This is a genomic window from Nocardioides convexus, assembly GCF_011090295.1.
In genome coordinates this window covers 1,951,207-1,969,918 of the sequence record NZ_JAAMYA010000001.1, presented here as the reverse complement: position 1 = coordinate 1,969,918, position 18,712 = coordinate 1,951,207, and the positions used below count along the sequence as shown (strand labels likewise).

At 73.7% G+C, this 18,712-nt stretch carries 21 protein-coding genes and 3 pseudogenes; 10 read left to right on the top strand and 14 right to left on the bottom strand.

Going from position 1 to position 18,712, the window contains the following annotated elements; genetic code table 11:
* Positions 1-17 precede the first annotated feature (17 nt).
* The 4 genes and pseudogenes from G5V59_RS14685 to G5V59_RS14670 form a co-directional block, all read left to right on the top strand.
* A pseudogene (locus G5V59_RS14685) lies at positions 18-2,027 on the top strand (VWA domain-containing protein); the annotation flags it as partial.
* A gap of 61 nt (positions 2,028-2,088) precedes the next feature.
* Entirely contained in the window at positions 2,089-2,238 is a 150-nt protein-coding gene (locus G5V59_RS14680) for an XdhC family protein (RefSeq protein ID WP_341351211.1), read from the top strand.
* Positions 2,239-2,275: 37 nt separating this feature from the next.
* Entirely contained in the window at positions 2,276-2,596 is a 321-nt protein-coding gene (locus G5V59_RS14675) for a hypothetical protein (RefSeq protein WP_278256947.1), read from the top strand.
* On the top strand, positions 2,574-3,488 hold the full coding sequence (locus tag G5V59_RS14670) for a hypothetical protein (protein WP_278256946.1): 915 nt from the start codon (positions 2,574-2,576) through the stop codon (positions 3,486-3,488). Before G5V59_RS14675 ends, G5V59_RS14670 begins: the two co-directional genes overlap by 23 nt.
* 22 nt (positions 3,489-3,510) lie before the next feature.
* On the opposite strand, the gene G5V59_RS14665 is transcribed toward G5V59_RS14670, so the two are convergent.
* Positions 3,511-4,557, bottom strand: coding sequence for a DUF6461 domain-containing protein (locus G5V59_RS14665; RefSeq protein ID WP_278256945.1), 1,047 nt, complete (start codon positions 4,555-4,557; stop codon positions 3,511-3,513).
* Between the two features lie 136 nt (positions 4,558-4,693).
* On the opposite strand from G5V59_RS14665, the gene G5V59_RS14660 reads away from it, so the two are divergent.
* From G5V59_RS14660 to G5V59_RS14635, 5 genes and pseudogenes are all read left to right on the top strand, one after another.
* Positions 4,694-5,188, top strand: a complete 495-nt coding sequence (locus tag G5V59_RS14660) for a (2Fe-2S)-binding protein (protein ID WP_341350947.1) — start codon at positions 4,694-4,696, stop codon at positions 5,186-5,188.
* On the top strand, positions 5,185-5,532 hold the full coding sequence (locus tag G5V59_RS14655) for a hypothetical protein (protein ID WP_278256944.1): 348 nt from the start codon (positions 5,185-5,187) through the stop codon (positions 5,530-5,532). The genes G5V59_RS14660 and G5V59_RS14655 overlap by 4 nt, the downstream gene beginning before the upstream one ends.
* A 165-nt stretch (positions 5,533-5,697) precedes the next feature.
* Positions 5,698-6,546 carry a molybdopterin cofactor-binding domain-containing protein gene (locus G5V59_RS36710; RefSeq protein ID WP_341350946.1) on the top strand — a complete coding sequence of 283 codons (849 nt, stop codon included), beginning with the start codon at positions 5,698-5,700 and terminating at the stop codon, positions 6,544-6,546.
* 68 nt (positions 6,547-6,614) lie between these two features.
* A pseudogene (locus G5V59_RS14640) lies at positions 6,615-7,139 on the top strand (molybdopterin cofactor-binding domain-containing protein); the annotation flags it as partial.
* A gap of 82 nt (positions 7,140-7,221) precedes the next feature.
* The gene (locus tag G5V59_RS14635; RefSeq protein WP_278256943.1) at positions 7,222-9,039 is read left to right on the top strand and encodes an FAD binding domain-containing protein; all 1,818 of its coding nucleotides are present in this window, start codon (positions 7,222-7,224) and stop codon (positions 9,037-9,039) included.
* A gap of 189 nt (positions 9,040-9,228) precedes the next feature.
* On the opposite strand, the gene G5V59_RS14630 is transcribed toward G5V59_RS14635, so the two are convergent.
* The 13 genes and pseudogenes from G5V59_RS14630 to G5V59_RS14570 all read right to left on the bottom strand — a co-directional run bounded on the left by G5V59_RS14630 (position 9,229) and on the right by G5V59_RS14570 (position 17,224).
* Complete coding sequence (locus G5V59_RS14630) at positions 9,229-9,354, bottom strand: hypothetical protein (protein WP_278256942.1); 126 nt, start codon at positions 9,352-9,354, stop codon at positions 9,229-9,231.
* A gap of 41 nt (positions 9,355-9,395) precedes the next feature.
* A complete protein-coding gene (locus tag G5V59_RS14625) occupies positions 9,396-9,587 on the bottom strand; it encodes a MerR family transcriptional regulator (protein WP_278256941.1) in 192 nt (63 codons plus the stop codon).
* Positions 9,584-10,924 (bottom strand): MFS transporter, encoded by a 1,341-nt coding sequence (locus tag G5V59_RS14620; protein WP_278256940.1) that lies wholly within the window; start codon positions 10,922-10,924, stop codon positions 9,584-9,586. The genes G5V59_RS14625 and G5V59_RS14620 overlap by 4 nt, the downstream gene beginning before the upstream one ends.
* Positions 10,852-11,178: a hypothetical protein gene (locus G5V59_RS14615; RefSeq protein ID WP_278256939.1), complete on the bottom strand. Its 327-nt coding sequence runs from the start codon at positions 11,176-11,178 to the stop codon at positions 10,852-10,854. Before G5V59_RS14615 ends, G5V59_RS14620 begins: the two co-directional genes overlap by 73 nt.
* Before the next feature lie 388 nt (positions 11,179-11,566).
* A complete protein-coding gene (locus tag G5V59_RS14610) occupies positions 11,567-12,817 on the bottom strand; it encodes a hypothetical protein (RefSeq protein ID WP_278256938.1) in 1,251 nt (416 codons plus the stop codon).
* A 111-nt stretch (positions 12,818-12,928) separates the two neighbouring features.
* On the bottom strand, positions 12,929-13,210 hold the full coding sequence (locus G5V59_RS14605) for a hypothetical protein (protein WP_278256937.1): 282 nt from the start codon (positions 13,208-13,210) through the stop codon (positions 12,929-12,931).
* Complete coding sequence (locus G5V59_RS14600; protein WP_278256936.1) at positions 13,207-13,443, bottom strand: hypothetical protein; 237 nt, start codon at positions 13,441-13,443, stop codon at positions 13,207-13,209. Before G5V59_RS14600 ends, G5V59_RS14605 begins: the two co-directional genes overlap by 4 nt.
* Positions 13,440-14,432 carry a hypothetical protein gene (locus G5V59_RS14595; protein WP_278256935.1) on the bottom strand — a complete coding sequence of 331 codons (993 nt, stop codon included), beginning with the start codon at positions 14,430-14,432 and terminating at the stop codon, positions 13,440-13,442. Before G5V59_RS14595 ends, G5V59_RS14600 begins: the two co-directional genes overlap by 4 nt.
* Positions 14,347-14,745, bottom strand: a complete 399-nt coding sequence (locus G5V59_RS14590; RefSeq protein WP_278256934.1) for a hypothetical protein — start codon at positions 14,743-14,745, stop codon at positions 14,347-14,349. The genes G5V59_RS14595 and G5V59_RS14590 overlap by 86 nt, the downstream gene beginning before the upstream one ends.
* Positions 14,729-15,316, bottom strand: coding sequence for a hypothetical protein (locus G5V59_RS14585; RefSeq protein ID WP_278256933.1), 588 nt, complete (start codon positions 15,314-15,316; stop codon positions 14,729-14,731). The genes G5V59_RS14590 and G5V59_RS14585 overlap by 17 nt, the downstream gene beginning before the upstream one ends.
* The gene (locus tag G5V59_RS14580; protein ID WP_278256932.1) at positions 15,298-15,624 is read right to left on the bottom strand and encodes a DUF58 domain-containing protein; all 327 of its coding nucleotides are present in this window, start codon (positions 15,622-15,624) and stop codon (positions 15,298-15,300) included. Before G5V59_RS14580 ends, G5V59_RS14585 begins: the two co-directional genes overlap by 19 nt.
* 19 nt (positions 15,625-15,643) lie before the next feature.
* Positions 15,644-16,619 (bottom strand): annotated as a pseudogene (locus G5V59_RS14575) (AAA family ATPase).
* A 107-nt stretch (positions 16,620-16,726) separates the two neighbouring features.
* A complete protein-coding gene (locus G5V59_RS14570; protein WP_278256931.1) occupies positions 16,727-17,224 on the bottom strand; it encodes an RDD family protein in 498 nt (165 codons plus the stop codon).
* Between the two features lie 420 nt (positions 17,225-17,644).
* Between G5V59_RS14570 and G5V59_RS14565 the strand changes: the two genes are divergently transcribed.
* Positions 17,645-18,658, top strand: coding sequence for a stage II sporulation protein M (locus tag G5V59_RS14565; protein ID WP_278256930.1), 1,014 nt, complete (start codon positions 17,645-17,647; stop codon positions 18,656-18,658).
* Positions 18,659-18,712: the final 54 nt, after the last annotated feature.

Sequence of the window (18,712 nt, the reverse complement as noted above, 5' to 3'; positions counted from 1 at the left end):
GACCGGATGTTGGCCCGATGACGACGCTGCACGCCGCCGACGAGATCCTGCTCGGCTTCGCCACCGCGCTCCGCGCCGCCGGGGTCGGGGTCACCCCGGACCGGGCGCAGGCCTACCTCGACGCCGTCTCCCTGGTCGGCCTCGGCGACCGCGCGGCCACCCGCACTGCCGGGCGGGCCACGCTGTGCGCGACCCGCGACGACCTGGAGCGGCACGACCGGGTGTTCGAGGAGTGGTTCAGCCGCGACCTCGCCGCCCCGGTACGACGCCAGCGGGTCGAGCAGCCCCGTCCCGCGGCCAGCCTGCTCCCCGACGACCACGGGGGTGGCGCGGGCGAGGCCGAGGAGGACCCGGTCCGTGCGGCGGCCAGCGCCGCGGAGGTGCTGCGGCACCGCGATGTCGCCGCGCTCGACCCGGCGGAGCGGGCCCGGCTCGCGGGCATGTTCGCCGGGCTGCCGGTCCGGTTGCCGACCCGAACCGCCGCGCGTCGTACGCCGCACCGGCGGGGGGCCGTCGACGCCTCCCGCACCCTGCGCGCCAGCCTGCGCCGGATGGGCGAGCCGGCACGGATCCACCGCCGGGAGCGCGCGACCCGCAGCCGCCGGGTGGTGCTGCTGGTCGACGTGTCCGGCTCGATGAGCGGGTACGCCGACGCGCTGCTGCGCCTCGCGCACCGGATCACCGCGGCGGGCGGCGACGTGGAGACCTTCACCCTCGGCACCCGGCTGACCCGGATCACCCGGCCGCTGCGGCTGCGGGACGCGGAGCGGGCGATCGCTGCGGCGGGCCAGGCCGTGCCCGACTGGTCGGGCGGGACCCGGCTCGGGGAGACCCTGCAGGCCTTCCTCGACCGGCACGGCCAGCGCGGGATGGCGCGCGGCGCCGTCGTGGTCGTGCTCAGCGACGGCTGGGAGCGCGGCGACACCACCCTGCTCGGCGAGCAGGTCGCCCGGCTGCACCGGCTCGCGCACCGCGTCGTGTGGGTCAACCCGCACCGCGGCAAGGGAGGGCTACGCCCCGGTCCAGCAGGGGATCGTCGCGGTGCTGCCGTACGTCGACGCCTTCCTCGCCGGCCACTCGCTGGCGACCTTCGCCGCCCTGACCGAGGTGCTGGCCGATGCGTGAGGTGCTGCCCCAGTCTGCTCGCCTGGTGGGAGGCCGGCGAGAGCGTCGGCATGGGCACGGTCGTCGCGACCTTCCGCTCCGCTCCGCGCCCGCCCGGAGCCTCGATGCTCGTCGGGCCGGACGCCTCCGCGGTCGGCTCGGTCTCCGGCGGCTGTGTCGAGGGCGCGGTCTACGACCTCGCCCAGTCCGTCGTCGCGACCGACGAGCCGACCCTCCAGCGCTACGGCGTCTCCGACGACGACGCCTTCGCCGTCGGACTCACCTGCGGCGGCATCCTCGACGTGTACGTCGAGAAGGTCAGCAAGCAGACCTTCCCCGAGCCCGGCGAGATCGCCGCCGACATCGACGCGGGCCGCCCGGTCGCGGTCGCGACCGTCGTGGACCACCCCGACCCCGCGTTCGTCGGACGCCGCGTGGTGATCCGCCCCGACACCCCCACCAGTGCCAGCCTCGGGAGCCCGCGGATCGACGACGCGGTGCGCGACGACGCGCTCGGGCTGCTCGCCGCCGGCCACCACGGCACCCTGTCCTACGGGCCCGACGGCGAGCGTCGGGGGGAGGGGATGCGCGTGTTCGTGTGGGCCTTCGCGCCGGCCGCCCGGCTGCTGGTCTTCGGCGCGATCGACTTCGCCGCCGCGGTCGCCCGGGTCGGCGGCTTCCTCGGCTACCGGGTCACCGTGTGCGACGCGCGCCCGGTCTTCGCCACCGCGAGCCGGTTCCCCGGCGCCGACGAGGTGGTCGTCGACTGGCCGCACCGCTACCTCACCGCCGAGGCGGAGGCCGGCCGGATCGACCGCCGGACCGTGATCTGCGTGCTGACGCACGACCCGAAGTTCGACGTACCGCTGCTGGAGGTGGCGCTGCGCCTGCCGGAGGTCGGCTACGTCGGGGCGATGGGCTCGCGTCGTACCCACGACGACCGGCTGGCCCGCCTGCGCGAGGCGGGCGTCACCGAGGACGAGCCTGGCCCGGCTGCGCAGCCCGATCGGGCTCGACCTCGGCGCCCGGACGCCGGAGGAGACCGCGATCAGCATCGCCGCCGAGATCGTCGCCGGGCGCTGGGGCGGCTCGGGCGAGCCGCTGGCCGCACGGGAGGGCCGCATCCACGCGTGACGGCGGTCACACCCACGGGGGTAGGGTGCGGTCATGGGTGAGTCTCGCCGAGCGCCGCCGCGCCGCGCTGTCCGCATGGACGACCTTCGTCGAGGAGGGCGACCGGGCCGCGTCGCTGGTGCGTCCCGAGATCCTGGACAGCCTGGACCCGCTCGGGCGCCTCGCTGAGCCACGACGTCGTCGAGGCGCCGCTGGCCGACGAGTCCGAGACCCGCTCGTTCTGGCAGGGCTCGGCGCTGCAGGTCGCCGTCGAGCGCGTCGAGGAGGAGCCTGCGTCGTACCGCCGAGGACGGGGACCTCGTGCTCGCCGTCACCGACCCGGACACCCGCGTGCTGTGGACCTACGGCGGCCGGGTGATGCGCCGCAAGGCCGAGACGGTGAACTTCGTGCCCGGCGGCCGCTGGGACGACGCCTCGGTCGGCACCAACGCGCTGGACCTCGCCAACCGGCTGGACCGGCCCTCGATGGTGTTCAGCGCCGAGCACTACGCCCCCTTCGTGCACAGGCTGGGTGTGCTGGGCCGCGCCCCTGCACGACCCGGTCAGCGGCGCCAAGCTCGGCGTCCTCGACATCTCCACGACCTGGGAGCGCACCCACCCGATCGGGCTCGCGACCGCCCGGGTGCTGGCCCGGCTGGTCGAGCAGGCCCTGCCGCGCACCGCCGAGCACCAGCGGCCCCCGGCCGTGGAGGACCTCGTCGAGCCCGGCCTCGTGCTCAGCCTCCTCGGCACCGCAGAGGCGCGCGTCGACGGCCAGCGGCTGCTGCTCAACCGCCGCCAGACCGAGATCCTCGCGCTGCTCGCCCTGCACCCCGACGGGCTCTCGCTCGACCAGCCTGCACGCCCTGCTCTACGGCGACCACGCCGTCACCTTCTCCACCCTCAAGGCCGAGGTCTCGCACCTGCGCCACGCCCTCGCCGGCCAGGCTCGCCTCGCGTCCCTACCGCCTGCTGATGCCGATCGCCACCGACGTCGACCACGTCCTCGGCCTGCTGCGCGGGGGCAACGTCGCTGCAGCCGTCGACGCCTACGGCGGCGACCTGCTCCCCGGCACCGAGAGCCCGGCCCTGGTCGAGATGGGGGAGTACGTCGCCGTCGCCGTCCGCGAGGCCCTGCTCGCCGACCCCCAGCCCGACGCCGTCCTGCGCTACGTCGAGTCTCGCCCCCTACGACACGGCTGTCGTGGAGGCCTGCCTGCTGCGGTTGGGCCGAGACGGCCGGGCCGGGCACCCCGCCGTACCGCTGCTGAAGGCGCGGCTCGCGGTCGCGGACTAGTCCCGCAGCCGGAAACCCGGGTGGGCGTCGTCGGTCAGCCACTCCTCGTCGATCGGCACGCCGGTGAGCCGCTCGAGCAGCGTGAAGGACGCGGCCCACGTGTCGTTCTCGAGGTCGAGCCCCTTCTCCTGCGGCAGCGGCCCGCCGGGGGCGTAGACGTCACCGGTGAAGGGGTCGAAGCTGCGCACGACCCTGCCGTCGCGGACGACGAGGACGTGGTCGTCCCCCTCCACCGTGTTCGAGTACGACGCCGCGAGGCGCCCGCCGCGGCTCAGCGCCCGCACGGAGCGGTCCGCCACGAACCACGTCGTGAACAGCACGACACCCTCGGGGCGCTCGATGACGGCGACCCGCTCGTACTCCTCCGACGTAGCGCCCCGCACCGGCCGTAACGCCTGGATCGCCTGGTCGGCGGTGATTCCGGGGACCACGACGACCTGGTAGCCCTCGGGGAGGGCGCCGTCGACCCAGGCGTAGGGGCGGCCGGGATCCTGGGGCGCCTCGTGCGCCCGGGTGAAGGGGAGCCGGGCGTTGAGGGCGGCGAGCGTGCGCGGGTCGAGGATCCAGCCGTCCGACTCCGACATCGTGTAGTCCGGCTGGCCCGACGACACCGTCACCGAGATCGAAGCGGTGCCCTCGCAGCGGGCGATCGGTGCGTAGTAGTCGTCCTCGTCCTCGTGGGGGCCGTTGATGAGGAGGGTCGCCTCGGCATCGGACGAGCGGCCGGGACGGACCACGACGACGTCCCCCGCCATGTATCCGACGGTCGTCGACCCGGAGCAGTGCGACTCCAGGTCCGGCAGCGCGAGGGGCTTGTCGCCCTGGTTCTCCACGTGCATCGTCGCCGACAGCCACGGACCGTCCTCGTCGCCACCGACCTCGCCGGCCCGCACGCTCACGCGCAGGCCGCCGACGTCGATCGGCCGGCCGATCGGTTGCAGCGAGGTGCCGGGGGAGGCGGTGGTGCCCGTGGATGCGCCGTCGTACGCCCCTGCGGTCGAGGGGTCGTTCACCTCGCCGCACGCGGTCGGGACCAGCAGCACGATCCCCAGCAGCCAGGTCCCTCGCCTCATGAGGCGAGACGGTAGTCGTGGCGCCGCCGTCTCGGGTGACAACCACCGACCAACCTTCGCTGCCTAGCGTGAGCCAGGTCACAGCCACCTCGTCCCAGGGAGCGTCATGGCCCGGATCAACCTCACCGTCGACGGGCAGCGGGTGTCCGACGACGTCGAACCGCGGATGCTGCTGGTGCAGTACCTCCGCGAGAAGCTCGGCAAGACCGGCACCGTGGTCGGCTGCGACACCAGCAGGCTGCGGTGCCTGCACGGTCCACCTCGGCGGCCGCAGCGTGAAGTCCTGCAACGTGCTGGCGGTCCAGGCCGACGGCCGGAGGTCACCACGGTCGAGGGGCTGGCGGGCGAGGACGGCACGCTGCACCCGGTGCAGGAGGCCTTCCGGGAGTGCCACGGCCTGCAGTGCGGGTTCTGCACGCCGGGGATGATCATGCAGACCGTCGACCTGCTCGCGGAGAACCCGAGCCCGTCGGAGGAGGCCATCCGGCTCGGCCTGGAGGGCAACCTGTGCCGGTGCACGGGCTACCACAACATCGTGCGCGCGGTTCAGCACGCCGCCGGGGTCTCGACAGGCTCGACCAACGAGGGGGCGTCGGCATGACCGCCACCCAGGAGCCGACGACCCAGCACGAGATCGGCCGGGACCGCCGCCGCAAGGAGGACCAGCGCCTCATCACCGGTCGCACCCGGTGGACCGACAACATCACCCTGCCGGGGATGCTGCACCTGGCGATGGTGCGCAGCCCGTTCCCGCACGCCCGGATCACCGGCATCGAGACCAGCGAGGCGAAGAACGCCCCCAACGTGGTCGCCGTGCTCACCGGTGCCGACCTCGGCGAGGGCCGGGCGCGTGCATCAACGCCTGGCCGGTCGTGGAGGACCAGGTCACCCCCGCGCACGTGCCGATGCCGACCGACCGGGTCGCCTTCGCCGGCGAGACCGTAGCCGTGGTCGTGGCCCGCAGCGCGGCCGAGGCCCGCGACGCCGCCGAGCTGGTCGAGGTGGACTACGAGGAGCCTGCCGGCGGCGCTCGACCTCAAGGAGGCCGCGGCCGCCCACGAGAACGGCGGGACGATCGCGCACCCCGACCTCGGCACCAACGTCAGCGCGGTGTGGCGCTTCGACTCCGCGGAGGCCGGCACGGGCGGCGACGTCGAGGCGGCCATCGCCGAGGCGCGCAGCAACGGGATCGTGATCGAGCGGGAGTACCGCCAGCAGCGGCTGATCCCGGCGTTCATGGAGCCGCGCAGCGTGGTGGTCGACCCGACCGGCGAGCAGATCACCATGTGGTCGGCGACCCAGGTGCCGCACATCCTGCGCTTCGCGCTGGCGGCCACGACCGGCGTACCGGAGTCCAAGATCCGGGTGATCGCCCCCGACGTGGGCGGCGGCTTCGGCGGCAAGCTGCAGCAGACGCCGGAGGAGATGATCGCCTTCGCGGTCGCCCGCCGGCTCGGCAAGCCGGTGAAGTTCACCGAGACCCGCAGCGAGTCCCTGCTCACCGCCCACCACGGCCGCGACCAGTGGCAGCGGCTCACCCTGGCCGCCACCAAGGACGGCACGGTCACCGGCCTCAAGGTGGACCTGCTCGCCGACCTCGGCGCCTACGTCGCGATCGTCGGCGGGGGTGTGCCGGTGCTCGGGGCGTTCATGTTCAACGCGATCTACAAGTTCCCGGCGTACCAGTTCCAGACCACCAACGTGCTGACCAACAAGACCTGGACCGACGCCTACCGCGGCGCCGGCCGGCCGGAGGCGACGTTCGCGATCGAGCGGCTGATGGACGAGTCTCGCGGTCGAGGTCGGCGTGGACCCGCTGGTGATCCGGGAGAAGAACTGGATCACCCACGAGGAGTTCCCGTTCACCACGGTCGCCGGCCTGGAGTACGACTCCGGGAACTACGAGGCCGCCACGGCGCGCGCCAAGGAGATGTTCGGCTACGACGAGCTGCGCGCTGAGCAGGCCGAGCGCCGCGCCCGCGGCGACAAGGTCCAGACTCGGCCTGGGGGTCTCGACCTTCACCGAGATGTGCGGACTGGCGCCGTCGCGGGTGCTCGGGTCCCTCAACTACGGCGCCGGCGGCTGGGAGCACGCCGAGGTGCGGATGCTCGCGACCGGCAAGGTCGAGGTCGTGACCGGGGCGTCGGCGCACGGGCAGGGGCACGAGACGGCGTTCAGCCAGATCGTGGCCGACCGCCTCGGCGTGCCGTTCGAGGACGTCGAGGTGCTGCACGGCGACACGCAGATCTCCCACAAGGGCCTGGACACCTACGGCTCCCGCAGTCTGGTCGTCGGCGGTGAGGCCCTGGTGCGGGCCGTCGACAAGGTCATCGAGAAGGCCAAGCCGATCGCGGCGCACCTGCTCGAGGCCTCCGCCGACGACCTCGAGTTCGCCGACGGGCGGTTCACCGTCCGCGGCACCGACCAGGGGATGGCGGTCACCGAGATCGCGACCGCCGTCTTCGCCGCCCACAACCTCCCCGACGGGGTGGAGCCCTCGCTGGACTCCGAGGCGACGTACGACCCGGTGAACTTCAACTACCCTCACGGCACGCACCTGTGCGCCGTCGAGGTGGACACCGAGACCGGGCAGGTCAAGCTTGCGCAAGTACGTCTGCTGCGACGACATCGGCGTGGTCATCAACCCGCTCATCGTCGCCGGCCAGGTGCACGGCGGGCTGGTGCAGGGCATCGCGCAGGCGCTGTGGGAGGAGGCGGTGTACGACGAGAACGGCACCCTGGTGACCGGCTCGTTCGTGGACTACCTGCTGCCGACGGCGGCCGACACGATCAGGCTTCGAGATCGACCACACCACCTCGCCCGCGACCACCAACTCGCTCGGCACCAAGGGAGTCGGCGAGGCCGGCACCATCGCCTCCACACCGGCCGTCGTGAACGCCGTCGTCGACGCGGTGCGCCACCTGGGCGTCGACGACATCACCATGCCGTGCACCCCCGAGCGGGTGTGGCGCGCGATCAACGAGGGCACCTCCGGCGGCACGACCACGGAGGCCGCGATGCCCCACTTCGACGAGACGGAAGGAGGGGACCGGTGATCCCCGCAGCCTTCGAGTACGTCGCACCGGCCTCCGTCGAGGAGGCGCTCGCCGCGCTGGCCGAGCACGGTGACGACGCCAAGATCATCGCCGGCGGGCAGAGCCTGCTCCCGGTGCTCCGGATGCGCCTCAACGCCCCCGAGTGGGTGATCGACCTGGGCCGGATCGAGAGCCTGCGCGGCGTGCGCGACGGCGGGGACCACCTCGTCATCGGTGCGATGACCACCCACCACGACGTCGGCCAGGACCCGCTCGTGCACGAGCACGCCCTGCTGATCAGCAAGGCGATCACGCACCTGGCCGACGCGCAGGTGCGGCACCGCGGCACCTTCGGCGGGGCGCTCGCCCATGCCGACCCGGCCGGCGACCTGGGGGCGCCGGCCCGGGCGCTGGGCGCGACCTTCGTGGTCCAGGGCCCGGGCGGGACCCGCGAGGTGCCGGCGGAGGAGTTCTTCGTCGACCTGTTCGAGACGGCGATCTCCGACGACGAGATCCTGGTGGAGGTGCGGGTGCCGAAGCACGACGGCTGGGGGGCGTCGTACGAGAAGTTCGTGCGGATCGCCCACCAGTGGCCGATCGTGGCGGTCGCCGCGAGCGTGCGGATGGACGGCGACACCATCGCCGAGGCGCGGGTGGGGCTGACCAACATGGGTTCCACCCCGCTGCGCGCGCACTCGGTGGAGGAGGCGCTCGTGGGCCGGCCGGCGACGGAGGAGGCGGTGGCCGGTGCCGCCGCGCTCGTCTCCGACGGCACCAACCCGCCGAGCGACCTCAACGGCGACGCCGACTACCGCCGTCACCTCGCGACCGTGCTCACCCGGCGCGCGGTGCTCGCGGCCGCGGGGCGGAGCCTGAGCCCGTGGACCTCACCCACTCCTTCACCGTCCCGATCGGCGTCGAGGCAACCTGGGAGCACTTCCAGGACATCGGCGCGCTCGCGGAGTGCTTCCCCGGCGCGCAGGTCAGCGCCGTCGGGGAGGACGCCGAGGGCAACCCGACCTTCGAGGGGACCTGCAAGGTCAAGGCTCGGCCCGATCGCCCTGGTGTACGCCGGCGCCGGATCCTTCGTCGAGAGCGACCCTGCCGCCCACCGCTTCGTCGTGGACGCCAAGGGCCGGGACAAGCGGGGCAACGGCACCGCCGGTGCCAAGGTCGTCGTCTCGATGGCGGCCGACGGGGAGAGCACCCGCGTCGAGGTGGTCACCGACCTCGCCATCACCGGCAAGCCGGCGCAGTTCGGCCGTGGGGTGATGCAGGACGTCTCGGACAAGTCTGCTCGGCCAGTTCGTCGCCTGCCTGGAGCAGCGGCTTGCCGTGGAGGCGCCGGCTCCGGTGGCTGCGGTTCAACGACCGAATTCGTCGTCGGAAGGGCCGGTCGACGACAAATTCGGTAGTGACGACGCCCGCCCGGAGCCCCCGAGACCGTCCCCGACACCTCCCGCACCCCCGGCCGACGACGCGCTGGACCTCGGCTCGGCGGTGCTGCCGGTGCTGCTCAAGACCTACGGCAAGCAGGCGGCCCTCGTGCTCGGCGTGCTCGCCGGGGTGCTCCTGCTGCGCCGCTGGCGCCGCCGCTGAGGGACTCAGGAGCGCAGGAAGCCGGTGTCGGCGTACTCCTCGACGAGGGAGGACAGCGTCGCGATCCGCTCCTTGCCGGCCTCGACCAGCCGCTCGCCGGCCGCGGCCCAGCGCTCGGTGTCGGGACACATCGGCGGGATGTCGGCGAGGATCGCCGCGCTCTCGGCCAGGGTCAGCCCGACGCCCTGCGCGGCGACGGCGAGCTGATCCGGCAGATCGCGTCGATGCCGAAGCGGCGCGCGTTGCCGGAGGTCCGCTCGCTGGTGACCACGCCGTAGCGCTCGTAGTGGCGCACGGCGTTGGCCGACACGTTCGCCCGGCGCGCGACCTCGCCGATGCCCAGGCCCGTGCGCTGCTCGCTCACCGCGCCTGCTCCACCAGGATGCGAGCGGGCGCCGGTCGGGCGAGCCGGACGGCCAGTGCGAGTGCCATGACGACGACGGTAGCCCCCACCGTGATCCGGTACGCCGACATCGGGTCCGTGTGCGCGCCCAGGCCCGCCCACAGCGCGCCCACCGACGCGGTGCCGATCGCGGTCGCGATCGTGCTGAGGATCGGCAGCAGCGCGCTCCCCGAGGCGAGGTCCGCGCCGTGCAGGTCGCGCCCGGCGCTGGCGATCGTCGGCAGCATCACCGCGCCGGTCCCGGCACCCTGGAGCAGGGCCAGCGCCGCCACCACCGGGTACGGCGTGTCCAGGCGCAGCACCGTCGCCAGCACCACGCCCTGCGCGATCGCCACGGCCAGCCCGGTGCCGACGACGCGGCGCGCGCCGTGGCGCTCCAGCAGCCGCGCGGCGACCTGGATGGTCAGCCCCATGCCGAGCGCGCTCGGCACCATCAGGCCCGCACTGACCAGCGGGCTGTCGCCACGGAGCACCTGGACGTAGGTCGGCAGCAGGATCATCGCGCCGAAGTACGGCGCGGCGTAGCAGACCAGCACGGCCGCGTTGCGGGCGAAGACGGGGTCGGCCAGGAGCCGCACGCGCAGCAGCGGCTCCGGCCGCGACCACGAGCGCCGCACGAAGGCCGCGACGAGCACCATGCCCGCCGTGGCCAGCGCCGCGCGGGCCACCGCTGCGAGCTCGTGACCCCCGATCCCGAGGGTCGCCCCCACGACCCCGGGCGTCAGCAGCAGCGCGCCGAGCACGTCGAGGGGTGGGCGGTGACCGGCCGGTGGGTCGGCGGGGATCCAGCGCAGCGCACCGGCGACGGCGAGCAGCGCGGGTGGGACGGTGACGAAGAACAGAGCACGCCACGAGCCCGCGTCGAGCAGCAGCCCGCCGGCCAGCGGACCGGCGATCGGGCCGAGCAGCAGGGGTAGTCCGGTCACTGCGGTCACCCGGGCCCGCCGTTCCGGCGCGGTCGTGCCGAACCCGATCGCCATCCCGATCGGGTTGACCAGGCCACCGGCGATGCCCTGCACGGCCCGGGCCGCGATCAGCCCACCGAGGCTGCCGGTGACCCCGGCCGCGACCGAGGCGAGCGCGAACAGGACCAGCGCCCCGACGTACGAGCGCCGGGGGCCCCAGCGCGCCGCGGCCGCCGGAGCCAGCGGGAGCGCCGCCACCATCCCGAGCGCGTACGCCGTCACGATCCACTGCGCCGAGCCGAGCGGTACGTCGAAGGCGCTCATGAAGCGCGGCAGGGCGACCGCCACGATGGTGGTGTCGAGCACGGCCAGCAGGCCGCCGAGGGCCACCACGGAGGCGACGCGCAGGCTCGGTGCCGGTGAGCGTGCTCACGACGCGCCCGCCCGGGCCGTCTGCAGGGCGCGCGCCCACCAGGAGAGGCTCGGCGGCGGTGGCCTCCAGCGCGGCCTCCTCGCCGGTGGACGGCTGGAAGCCGCCGTCGGCGGCGAGCGACTCCCACGGCTGGCTGAGCAGGACGGCCTCGCGCACGGTCGTCGCCCGCAGGCTCCGGGAAGACCTGGCGCAGGCTGCTCGACGGCGCGAGCACCGCCGGCCCCGGCGCCGTAGCCCACGAAGGCGACGGGCTTGCGCGCCCACTCGGTGAAGTGCCAGTCGATGGCGTGCTTGAGGGCGGCCGGGAAGGCTGTGGTTGTACTCCGGGGTCAGCACCACGAAGCCGTCCGCCGCGGCCAGCCGGTCGCTCACCGGGCTCGGCGCGCCGCCGGGCCGGATGCCGTGCGCGGGCAGGTCGACCTCGGCGAGGTCGACGACATCAAGGGTCCAGCCGGGCACGGCGGACAGCCGTACCCGCAGCCAGGCGGTCAGTGCGTCGGCCAGTCGGGGCTGCCGGACACTGCCGACGACGAGAGCGATCCGGAGCGAGGAGAGGGTCATGCCGGCGACGCTAGGAGGCTCGCCTATGGGCGAGTCTCAAGTCACCAGGTCTCGGGCTGGGTGTAGTCGTCGTCGCCGAGCAGGTCCTGGTCCTCGCCGCGCTGGTCGGCACCGCGCTCGTTGTTGCGCTCCAGCCGCTCCTTGCGGGGATCGTCGTCGCCAGGCTTCTGCTCGGGCGGCTGCTGCGGCTCCTGCTGCTGCGGCGGCGGGTCCTGCTGCTGTTGCTGTTGCTGCTGGGACTGCTGCCTCTTGTCCCGCAGCCGCTTCTCGACGCCCGCCGCGTCCTTGCTCTGCTCCTCGCCACGGCCCGCGTCGGAGGGGCAGTCGCCCTCCTGCAGCACGTCGATGCCCTTCTGCCAGGCCTCCATCGCGCCGTCGTGGTCCTGGGCCGCCTCCCGCTCGTCGCCGACCGCCTCGTGCGCGAGCGCGAGGTCGATCCGCACGGTGCACTCCTCCCGGTCCGGTACGACGCGCAGCGCGGCGCCGTAGGCCGCGATCGCCTCGTCCAGGGAGCCCTGGGCGTGCAGCGCGGTGCCCTGGTCGAAGGGCGCGATCCAGGGCTCGAACCAGTTCAGGCTGCGCGTGTCGAAGAACTCGGCGGCGGCGCCGTCGTAGTCGCCGCGCTCGAAGGCATCCCGCCCGGCGGCGTTGTGGTGCAGCATCAGGCCGACCTTGACGGTGAAGGCCACCACGAGGAGGGCGGGCAGCAGGCCGCCGACCATGAGGGCCAGCCGCAGGCGGGCGCGCGGGTTCACCGGGCAGCCTCCTTCCGCGGCGTCTTCCGGGGGGCCAGCACGTCGGGCGTGCGCCACAGCGCCCGCCAACCCTCGCGCAGGCTCCAGCAGGAGGAGTCCGAGCAGGATCAGGCCGAAGACCCACGTCAGGTCGTGCTTCGCGGGCGGGCCGTCGCCGCGCTCGCCGTCGACGTACGACGCCCGGAAGGACTTCACCACCTGGTCCATCCCGCCGCTGCTCGTGCGGTGCAGGAACTCGACGTCGAGGTCGCCGGCGATCTCGCGCAGGTGGTCGAGGTCGGCCCGGGAGACGGCGCTCTCGCCGGTCTCGGGGTCCTCGACGTACCCGGCGTCGAGGGACAGGTCGTTCGCCGCGGGCATCCGGGCGCCGTCCTCGGTGCCGTAGCCGAGGACCGCCCCGCCGACCACGTGGTCGGCCACCTCGCCGAAGTCGGAGTCGGACCCGCCGGAGGTGGTGTCCTCGCCGTCGCCGACGTAGACGACGACCCGGCGGCGCTCGGGGTGCTGCTCCTCGGCGCGCTCCAGCACGCTCAGCACCTCCTCGACCGGCCGGTCCGCCCGTGAGCCGTCGCCCTGCCGCGGCAGACTCCAGGTCGAGGGTGTCGACGGCGGAGCGGAAGGCTGTCGCGTCGGTGCTGAACGGCAGCATCAGCCGGGCCTGCGCGCCGAAGCCGAGCATCGCGAACCGTGCCCCGGGCAGGTCATCGGCGAGCGCGGCCGGTCGTCGCGCACGCCCTCGATCCGGGGCTTGTTCCCGGCGTAGTCGAGTGCCGCCATCGAGCGGGTCCGGTCGACGACCACGAGCACGTCGATGTCGCTGAGCTGGGTGGTGACGTCGGCCTGGCCCACGCCGGGGCGCAGCAGGATGATCACGAAGGTGAGCGCGATCGCCACCCGTCGTACGACGACCAGGGTGGTGCGCCGGCTCATCGCCCCGCCTCCTGACGCGCGCGCAGCGCCAGCAGGGCCTGGAGCAGCCAGATCACGCCGAGCCCGCCGAGGCCGACGCCCGCGAGGAGCGTGCCGAGGTGCGGCCGGTCGTAGACCTGCACCACCGGAGGCCGCTCGATCCGCTTGGCCTCCAGGGCCCCGATCGCGTCGACGACCTTGCCCGCGCTGCCGTCGGCGCCGAGGACCGCGAAGGTGCCGCCGGTGCTGGTCACCGCCTCCTGGAACTGGCGTGCGGCGCTGGGCCGGGTCGCGGTCGCCGGGGCGGCGATGCCGTGCACGACCACGTGGTCCTGGCGGGCCAGGCTCCGCGGCGCCGGGCAGGTCGTAGATCCCGGTTCCGATCGGCTCGTTGTCCGAGGCCAGCACCACGGCGCGGCTGCGGTCCTCGTCCTTGTGGTCGAAGCGCTGCACGCACGACGCCAGCCCGTCGCCGGTCTGGGACTGCACCTCCCAGTCGACGACCGTGCCGGCGGTGTACGTCGCGTAGTCGTCGTCGAGCACCGCGCCGGAGGCGAACGCCTTCTCCGCCTCGTGCAGTCTGCTCCAGCACGAAGTCGTAGTCGTCGGTCAGCGGGAAGATCGTGATCGCCACCCCGCTCCAGATCGTCAGCCCGACCCGCTCGCCGCGCAGTCCGCCGACGATGGTGCGGAACTCGCGGACCACCTCGGCGTCCACCTCGGCCATCGAGCCCGAGGCGTCGAGGCAGAGCACGATGTCGCGGCTGCGCTCGTCGGCCGTCAGCGTCTGCCGCTCCTGGACCCGGCCGCCGAGCACGATCGCGCCGGCGCACGCGACCAGCGCGGCCAGGCTCAGGCAGGCGCCGATCGCGACCTGGCGGCGGACCAGGGCACGGTAGCGGGGGAGCGCGCGCAGGCGGGCCGCGTGCGCGACGAGCGCGCCGCCGCTCGTCGTCGCGCGGCCACGGGTCAGCGCCCACAGCACGAGCAGCACCAGCACGCCGAGCGCCAGCAGCACCACGACCCACGGCCAGTGGAAGCCGGTCGCTCCGCCGTTCCAGGTCAGGTCCATGCGCCCACCAGCCTCCGCGAGGCCGTGAGCGCCTCGTCGAACCGGTCGGCCGTGTCGGTCTCCGGCGCGAACTCCGGCGGGTACATCAGGGCGATCGCCTCGACCAGGCTCCGCCGGGGCCCGCTGCTGCAGGTCGGCGAGCGTCATGGTGCGGGCGGGCAGCGTGGTCACCTCGGCGACGTAGGAGCGGACCAGGTCGCTCAGGCTGCTGGTGGCCCACCCGTGGGGTGGTCCGTCCGCTGTGGACGTCCTCGGCGAGCGCGTCGATCCGGGCCAGGTGCGCCCGCCGGACATCGGGTACGTCGACCACGGCCGCCGTCACGACCGACGGCCTCGGCCTCCGGGTGAACCACCACGCGGCCAGGTAGTAGAGGACCACCAGGACCGGGAGCGCGACCGCGATCCACAGCCACCGGTCGGCGTACCCGACCGGCCCGGTGAACTCCTCCGGCATCCCCGGGACGGGCTCACCTGCGGCGCGCATGGCGTTGCCTCTCCAGCAGGCGGAAGACCGCGGTGACGGCGGAGTCGAGGTCGCGCACCCGCTCGTGGACCACCCCGAGCCTGGTCGAGGCGGCGGCGCATCCGCCGCTCCTCCTCGCCGACGAGCGCGGCCAGGCTCCTCGCGCAGCTGCCGGTCCTGGCGCAACCAGCCGGGGACCTCCTCCGCGGCGTCGACATCGACGACGTCGCGCCCGGCCAGGTCGGGCAGGGTCGGGTCGAGATCGCTGACACTCAGCAGCAGCACCTCGTGCTGGACCGTCAGCCGGCGCAGCAGGTCCGCGCTCTCCTCGGGCACGAAGGTGTCGTCGCAGACCACGACGAGGATCGTGCGGCGCCGGACCGTGCGGATGACGTAGCGCAGCAGGGCGGTGAGGTCGGCCGGCGCCCCGCTCGGGGTGATGGCGTCGTGGACGGTGCCCAGCAGCCGCTCCAGGTGCAGGCTCGCCGCCGCGCGGGCGCTCGGCGTGCTGGGCTGCCGCGTCGCCGTGGACCAGGCTCACCAGGTCGCCGTGCTGCACCGCGAGCAGGCCCATCAGCCCGCTGACGAGCACCGCGAGACTCGCGCTTGGAGACGGCCGCGTCGTTGAGCGCCGCCATGCTGCGCCCGGTCGAGACGCAGAGCAGCACGGTGTGCTTGCGCTCGGCGACGTACCTCTTGACGAGGAGCCTGGCGGCTGCGGGCCGAGGCCTTCCAGTCGATGTCCTTCACGTCGTCCCCGCGGACGTACTCCCGCAGGTCGTTGAAGTCGATCCCGCGCCCGACGTGGACCGCGGCGTACTCGCCCTCGAGCAGCCCGCGCACCTTGCGGTGGGCGTGGATCGAGAGGCGGGCCTTGATCCGGGGGAGGTGGGCGGGCATCGCAGGCGGGTCCGGCCGGTCAGGGGGTGGGGACGGCGCGGAAGACGGCGTCGATCACGGTCTCCGGGCGGACCCGGTCGGCGAGTGCCTCGAAGGCTGAGGTGGATCCGGTGCCGGAGCACGCTGTGCCGCAGGCTCGCGCACGTCCTCCGGGATGACGTAGTGACGGCCCTGGACGACAGCCATCGCGCGGGCGGCCTGGAAGAAGGCGATCGAGCCGCGGGGGCTGGCGCCGATCTCGACGTACCCGCCCAGGCTCGGGGCCGAGCAGACTCGGTGGCGTGGCGGGTGGCCCGGACCAGGCCGACGACGTAGCGGCGGATCGCCGGGTCGACGTACACACGGCGGACCAGGCCCTGCAGACTCGACCACGTCGGCGGTGCTGGCGACCGCGGCGACGCCGGTCATGTGCTGGCCCAGGGTGCCGTCGTCGATGCGCTCGAGGACCATCAGGCTCGTCGTCCTCGCTCGGGTAGTCGACGACCTCCTTGAGGAGGAACCGGTCCATCTGGGCGTGCGGGAGGACGTAGGTGCCCTCCTCCTCGATGGGGTTCTGCGTGGCCAGCACGAGGAAGGGGTCGGGCAGCGGGTGCACCGTGCCGGCGATCGAGGTCTGCCGCTCCTGCATCGCCTCCAGCAGCGCGGACTGGGTCTTGGCGCTGGCGCGGTTGATCTCGTCGAGGAGCACGAAGTTGGCGTGCACCGGGCCGAGCCTGGGTCTCGAACTCGTGACGGCGCGGGTCGTAGACCTGGGTGCCGATGATGTCGTTGGGCAGCAGGTCCGGCGTGCACTGGATCCGTGCGAAGCGGGCGTCCACGGCCTGCGCCAGGGTCGAGGCGGCCAGCGTCTTGGCCAGGCCCGGCACGCTCTCCAGCAGCACGTGCCCCTCGGCGAGCAGGGTGACCAGCAGCGCCGTACGGACGCGGTGCTGGCCCACGACCCGGCTGGAGAAGGCGGTCGAGATCCGCTCGATGCGCTCGCGCGCGGCGTCCAGGCTCGCCCTCGCTCAGCGGGACGGTCGAGTCGACGGGCGCGCGGCGCAGGCTCGGTCATGCGAGCCAACCTACCCAGCAGGCGGGCGGGCTATCCCTGACTTCAGGCTCAGCGGTCGAGCAGCCGGGTGCGCAGCGCGTCGTCGCGCTGCAGCCGCTCCAGGTCGCGCCGGCGCCGCTCGGCGACGACCGCCATCAGGACGTACTCCGGGGGAGCGTCGGCCGGGGGAGCCGGGGCCACGTGCGGGAGCACGTCGGCCAGCAGCCCGCGCGCCACCCGGTCCCGCGACACCGGGTCCAGGGTGGGCAGCCGGCCGAGGAACTGACGGACCGCGAGCGCCGTACCTGTCGGGAGTGCTGTCAGGTCGGTACGTCGCGCCCACCCCGCCAGCGGCACGGGCACCTCCGGCGGCACCGGGAGCCGCAGCGGCACCCGGTCGCGCACGACGTAGGTCCCGGCGGCGTAGTCGCCCAGCCGCTTGCCCTTGCTGCTCAGCAGGATCGAGAAGAAGGCCGGCGCACCGCTGAACCCGTAGATCTCCACGATCCCGATCAGGGAGCGGACCAGCGCGTGGTGGAAGGAGATGGCGCCGCCGTCGTCGCGCACCGTGCGCAGGCCCAGGGCGAGCTTTGCCGAGCGAGCGACCGCGCGAGAGCGTCTCGACCGTCGTCGGGATGACCAGGAACGCCAGGATCGTCGCCAGCACGATGCCCGCCCCGATCGCGGCCTCGTCGCCGATGAGCAGTCCCGAGATCACGAAGAGGAGGTAGAGCAGGACCATCGACACGAGCGTGACGAGCACGTCGATCAGGCCGCTCGCCAGCCGCAGGCCGAGCGAGGCGGCGGGCAGGTCGAGCGCGACGCCCTCGCCGGTGACGAGGTCGTCGGCGGTGACGGTGGCGAAGTCGGGCGTGGACATCGGGGACAGCCTAGGCGCTCGTCGTAGGGTGAGCGGCGTGCCGCGCATCGACCTCGACGCCTACGTGGCGGCCCACGCGCACTCGTGGGCCCGCCTCGAGCAGGCTGGTGCGCCAGCGGCGCCGTACCGGTGCGGAGGCGGACGAGCTCGTCGACCGCTACCAGCAGGTCGCCACCCACCTCTCGGTCGTGCGGACCTCGGCGCCCGACGCCGAGACTCATCGCCCACCTCTCCTCGCTGCTCGGCCGTGCCCGGATCTCGATGCTCGCCGCGCGGGTCCCGGCCTGGCGCGGTGTCGCGCACTTCTTCACCGACCGCTTCCCCGCCGCGCTCTACCGGATGCGCTGGTGGTGGATCGGCTGCCTCGCCGGAAACGTCGCGGTCACCGGCATCATGATGTGGTGGCTCGCCGGGCACCCGGAGGTCGAGCAGAACCTGCTCGACCCGCAGGCGGTGGACCAGGCTCGTCAAGAGCGACTTCGAGAGCCTACTACAGCGAGAACGCCGCCAGCGCCTTCGCCACCCACGTCTGGCTCAACAACACCTGGGTCTCGGGGCTCTGCATCGCGCTCGGGATCCTGGGCCTGCCCGTGCTGTGGCTGCTCTTCCAGAACATCGCCAACCTCGCCATCGTCGGCTCGATCATGATGCGCCACGACCGCGGCGAGGTCTTCTGGGGCCTGATCCTCCCGCACGGACTGCTGGAGCTGACCTGCGTCTTCGTCGCCGGCGGGGTCGGGATCCGGCTCTTCTGGTCGTGGGTCGAACCCGGCTCGCTCTCGCGCGCCTCCGCCCTCGCCCAGGCCGGCCGGACCGCCGTCACCGTCGCCCTCGGGCTCGGGGTGGTGCTCGCGATCAGCGGCGTGATCGAGGCCTTCGTGACACCCTCCCCGCTGCCCACCTGGGCGCGGATCGCGATCGGCGTGCTGGCCGAGCCTGACCTTCCTGGCCTACGTCTTCGTGATCGGGCGGCAGGCCGTCGCCCGGGGCGCGACCGGCGACATCGGCGCCGAGCTCCTCGAGGATCGAGTCGCGACCCAGGCTTGATGGCGCGAGCGCGACTCCGCGTGCCGACGGGCTCGCGCCATCAGAGCAGGCCTTGGGCCTTGAGGTGGAGGTAGTGGTCGGCGAGGGCCGGGGGCAGGCGCTCGGCGTCGGCGTCCACGACGTCCACG

What these genes read in the sequence shown, in the direction of transcription:
- G5V59_RS14660 (WP_341350947.1), top strand. Translation starts at nt 4,694, where the DNA reads ATGGCCCGGATCAACCTCACCGTCGACGGGCAGCGGGTGTCCGACGAC.
- G5V59_RS14655 (WP_278256944.1), top strand. Translation starts at nt 5,185, where the DNA reads ATGACCGCCACCCAGGAGCCGACGACCCAGCACGAGATCGGCCGGGAC.
- G5V59_RS14630 (WP_278256942.1), bottom strand. Translation starts at nt 9,354, where the DNA reads ATGTGTCCCGACACCGAGCGCTGGGCCGCGGCCGGCGAGCGGCTGGTC.
- G5V59_RS14605 (WP_278256937.1), bottom strand. Translation starts at nt 13,210, where the DNA reads ATGAGCCGGCGCACCACCCTGGTCGTCGTACGACGGGTGGCGATCGCG.
- G5V59_RS14590 (WP_278256934.1), bottom strand. Translation starts at nt 14,745, where the DNA reads ATGCGCGCCGCAGGTGAGCCCGTCCCGGGGATGCCGGAGGAGTTCACC.
- G5V59_RS14580 (WP_278256932.1), bottom strand. Translation starts at nt 15,624, where the DNA reads ATGCCCGCCCACCTCCCCCGGATCAAGGCCCGCCTCTCGATCCACGCC.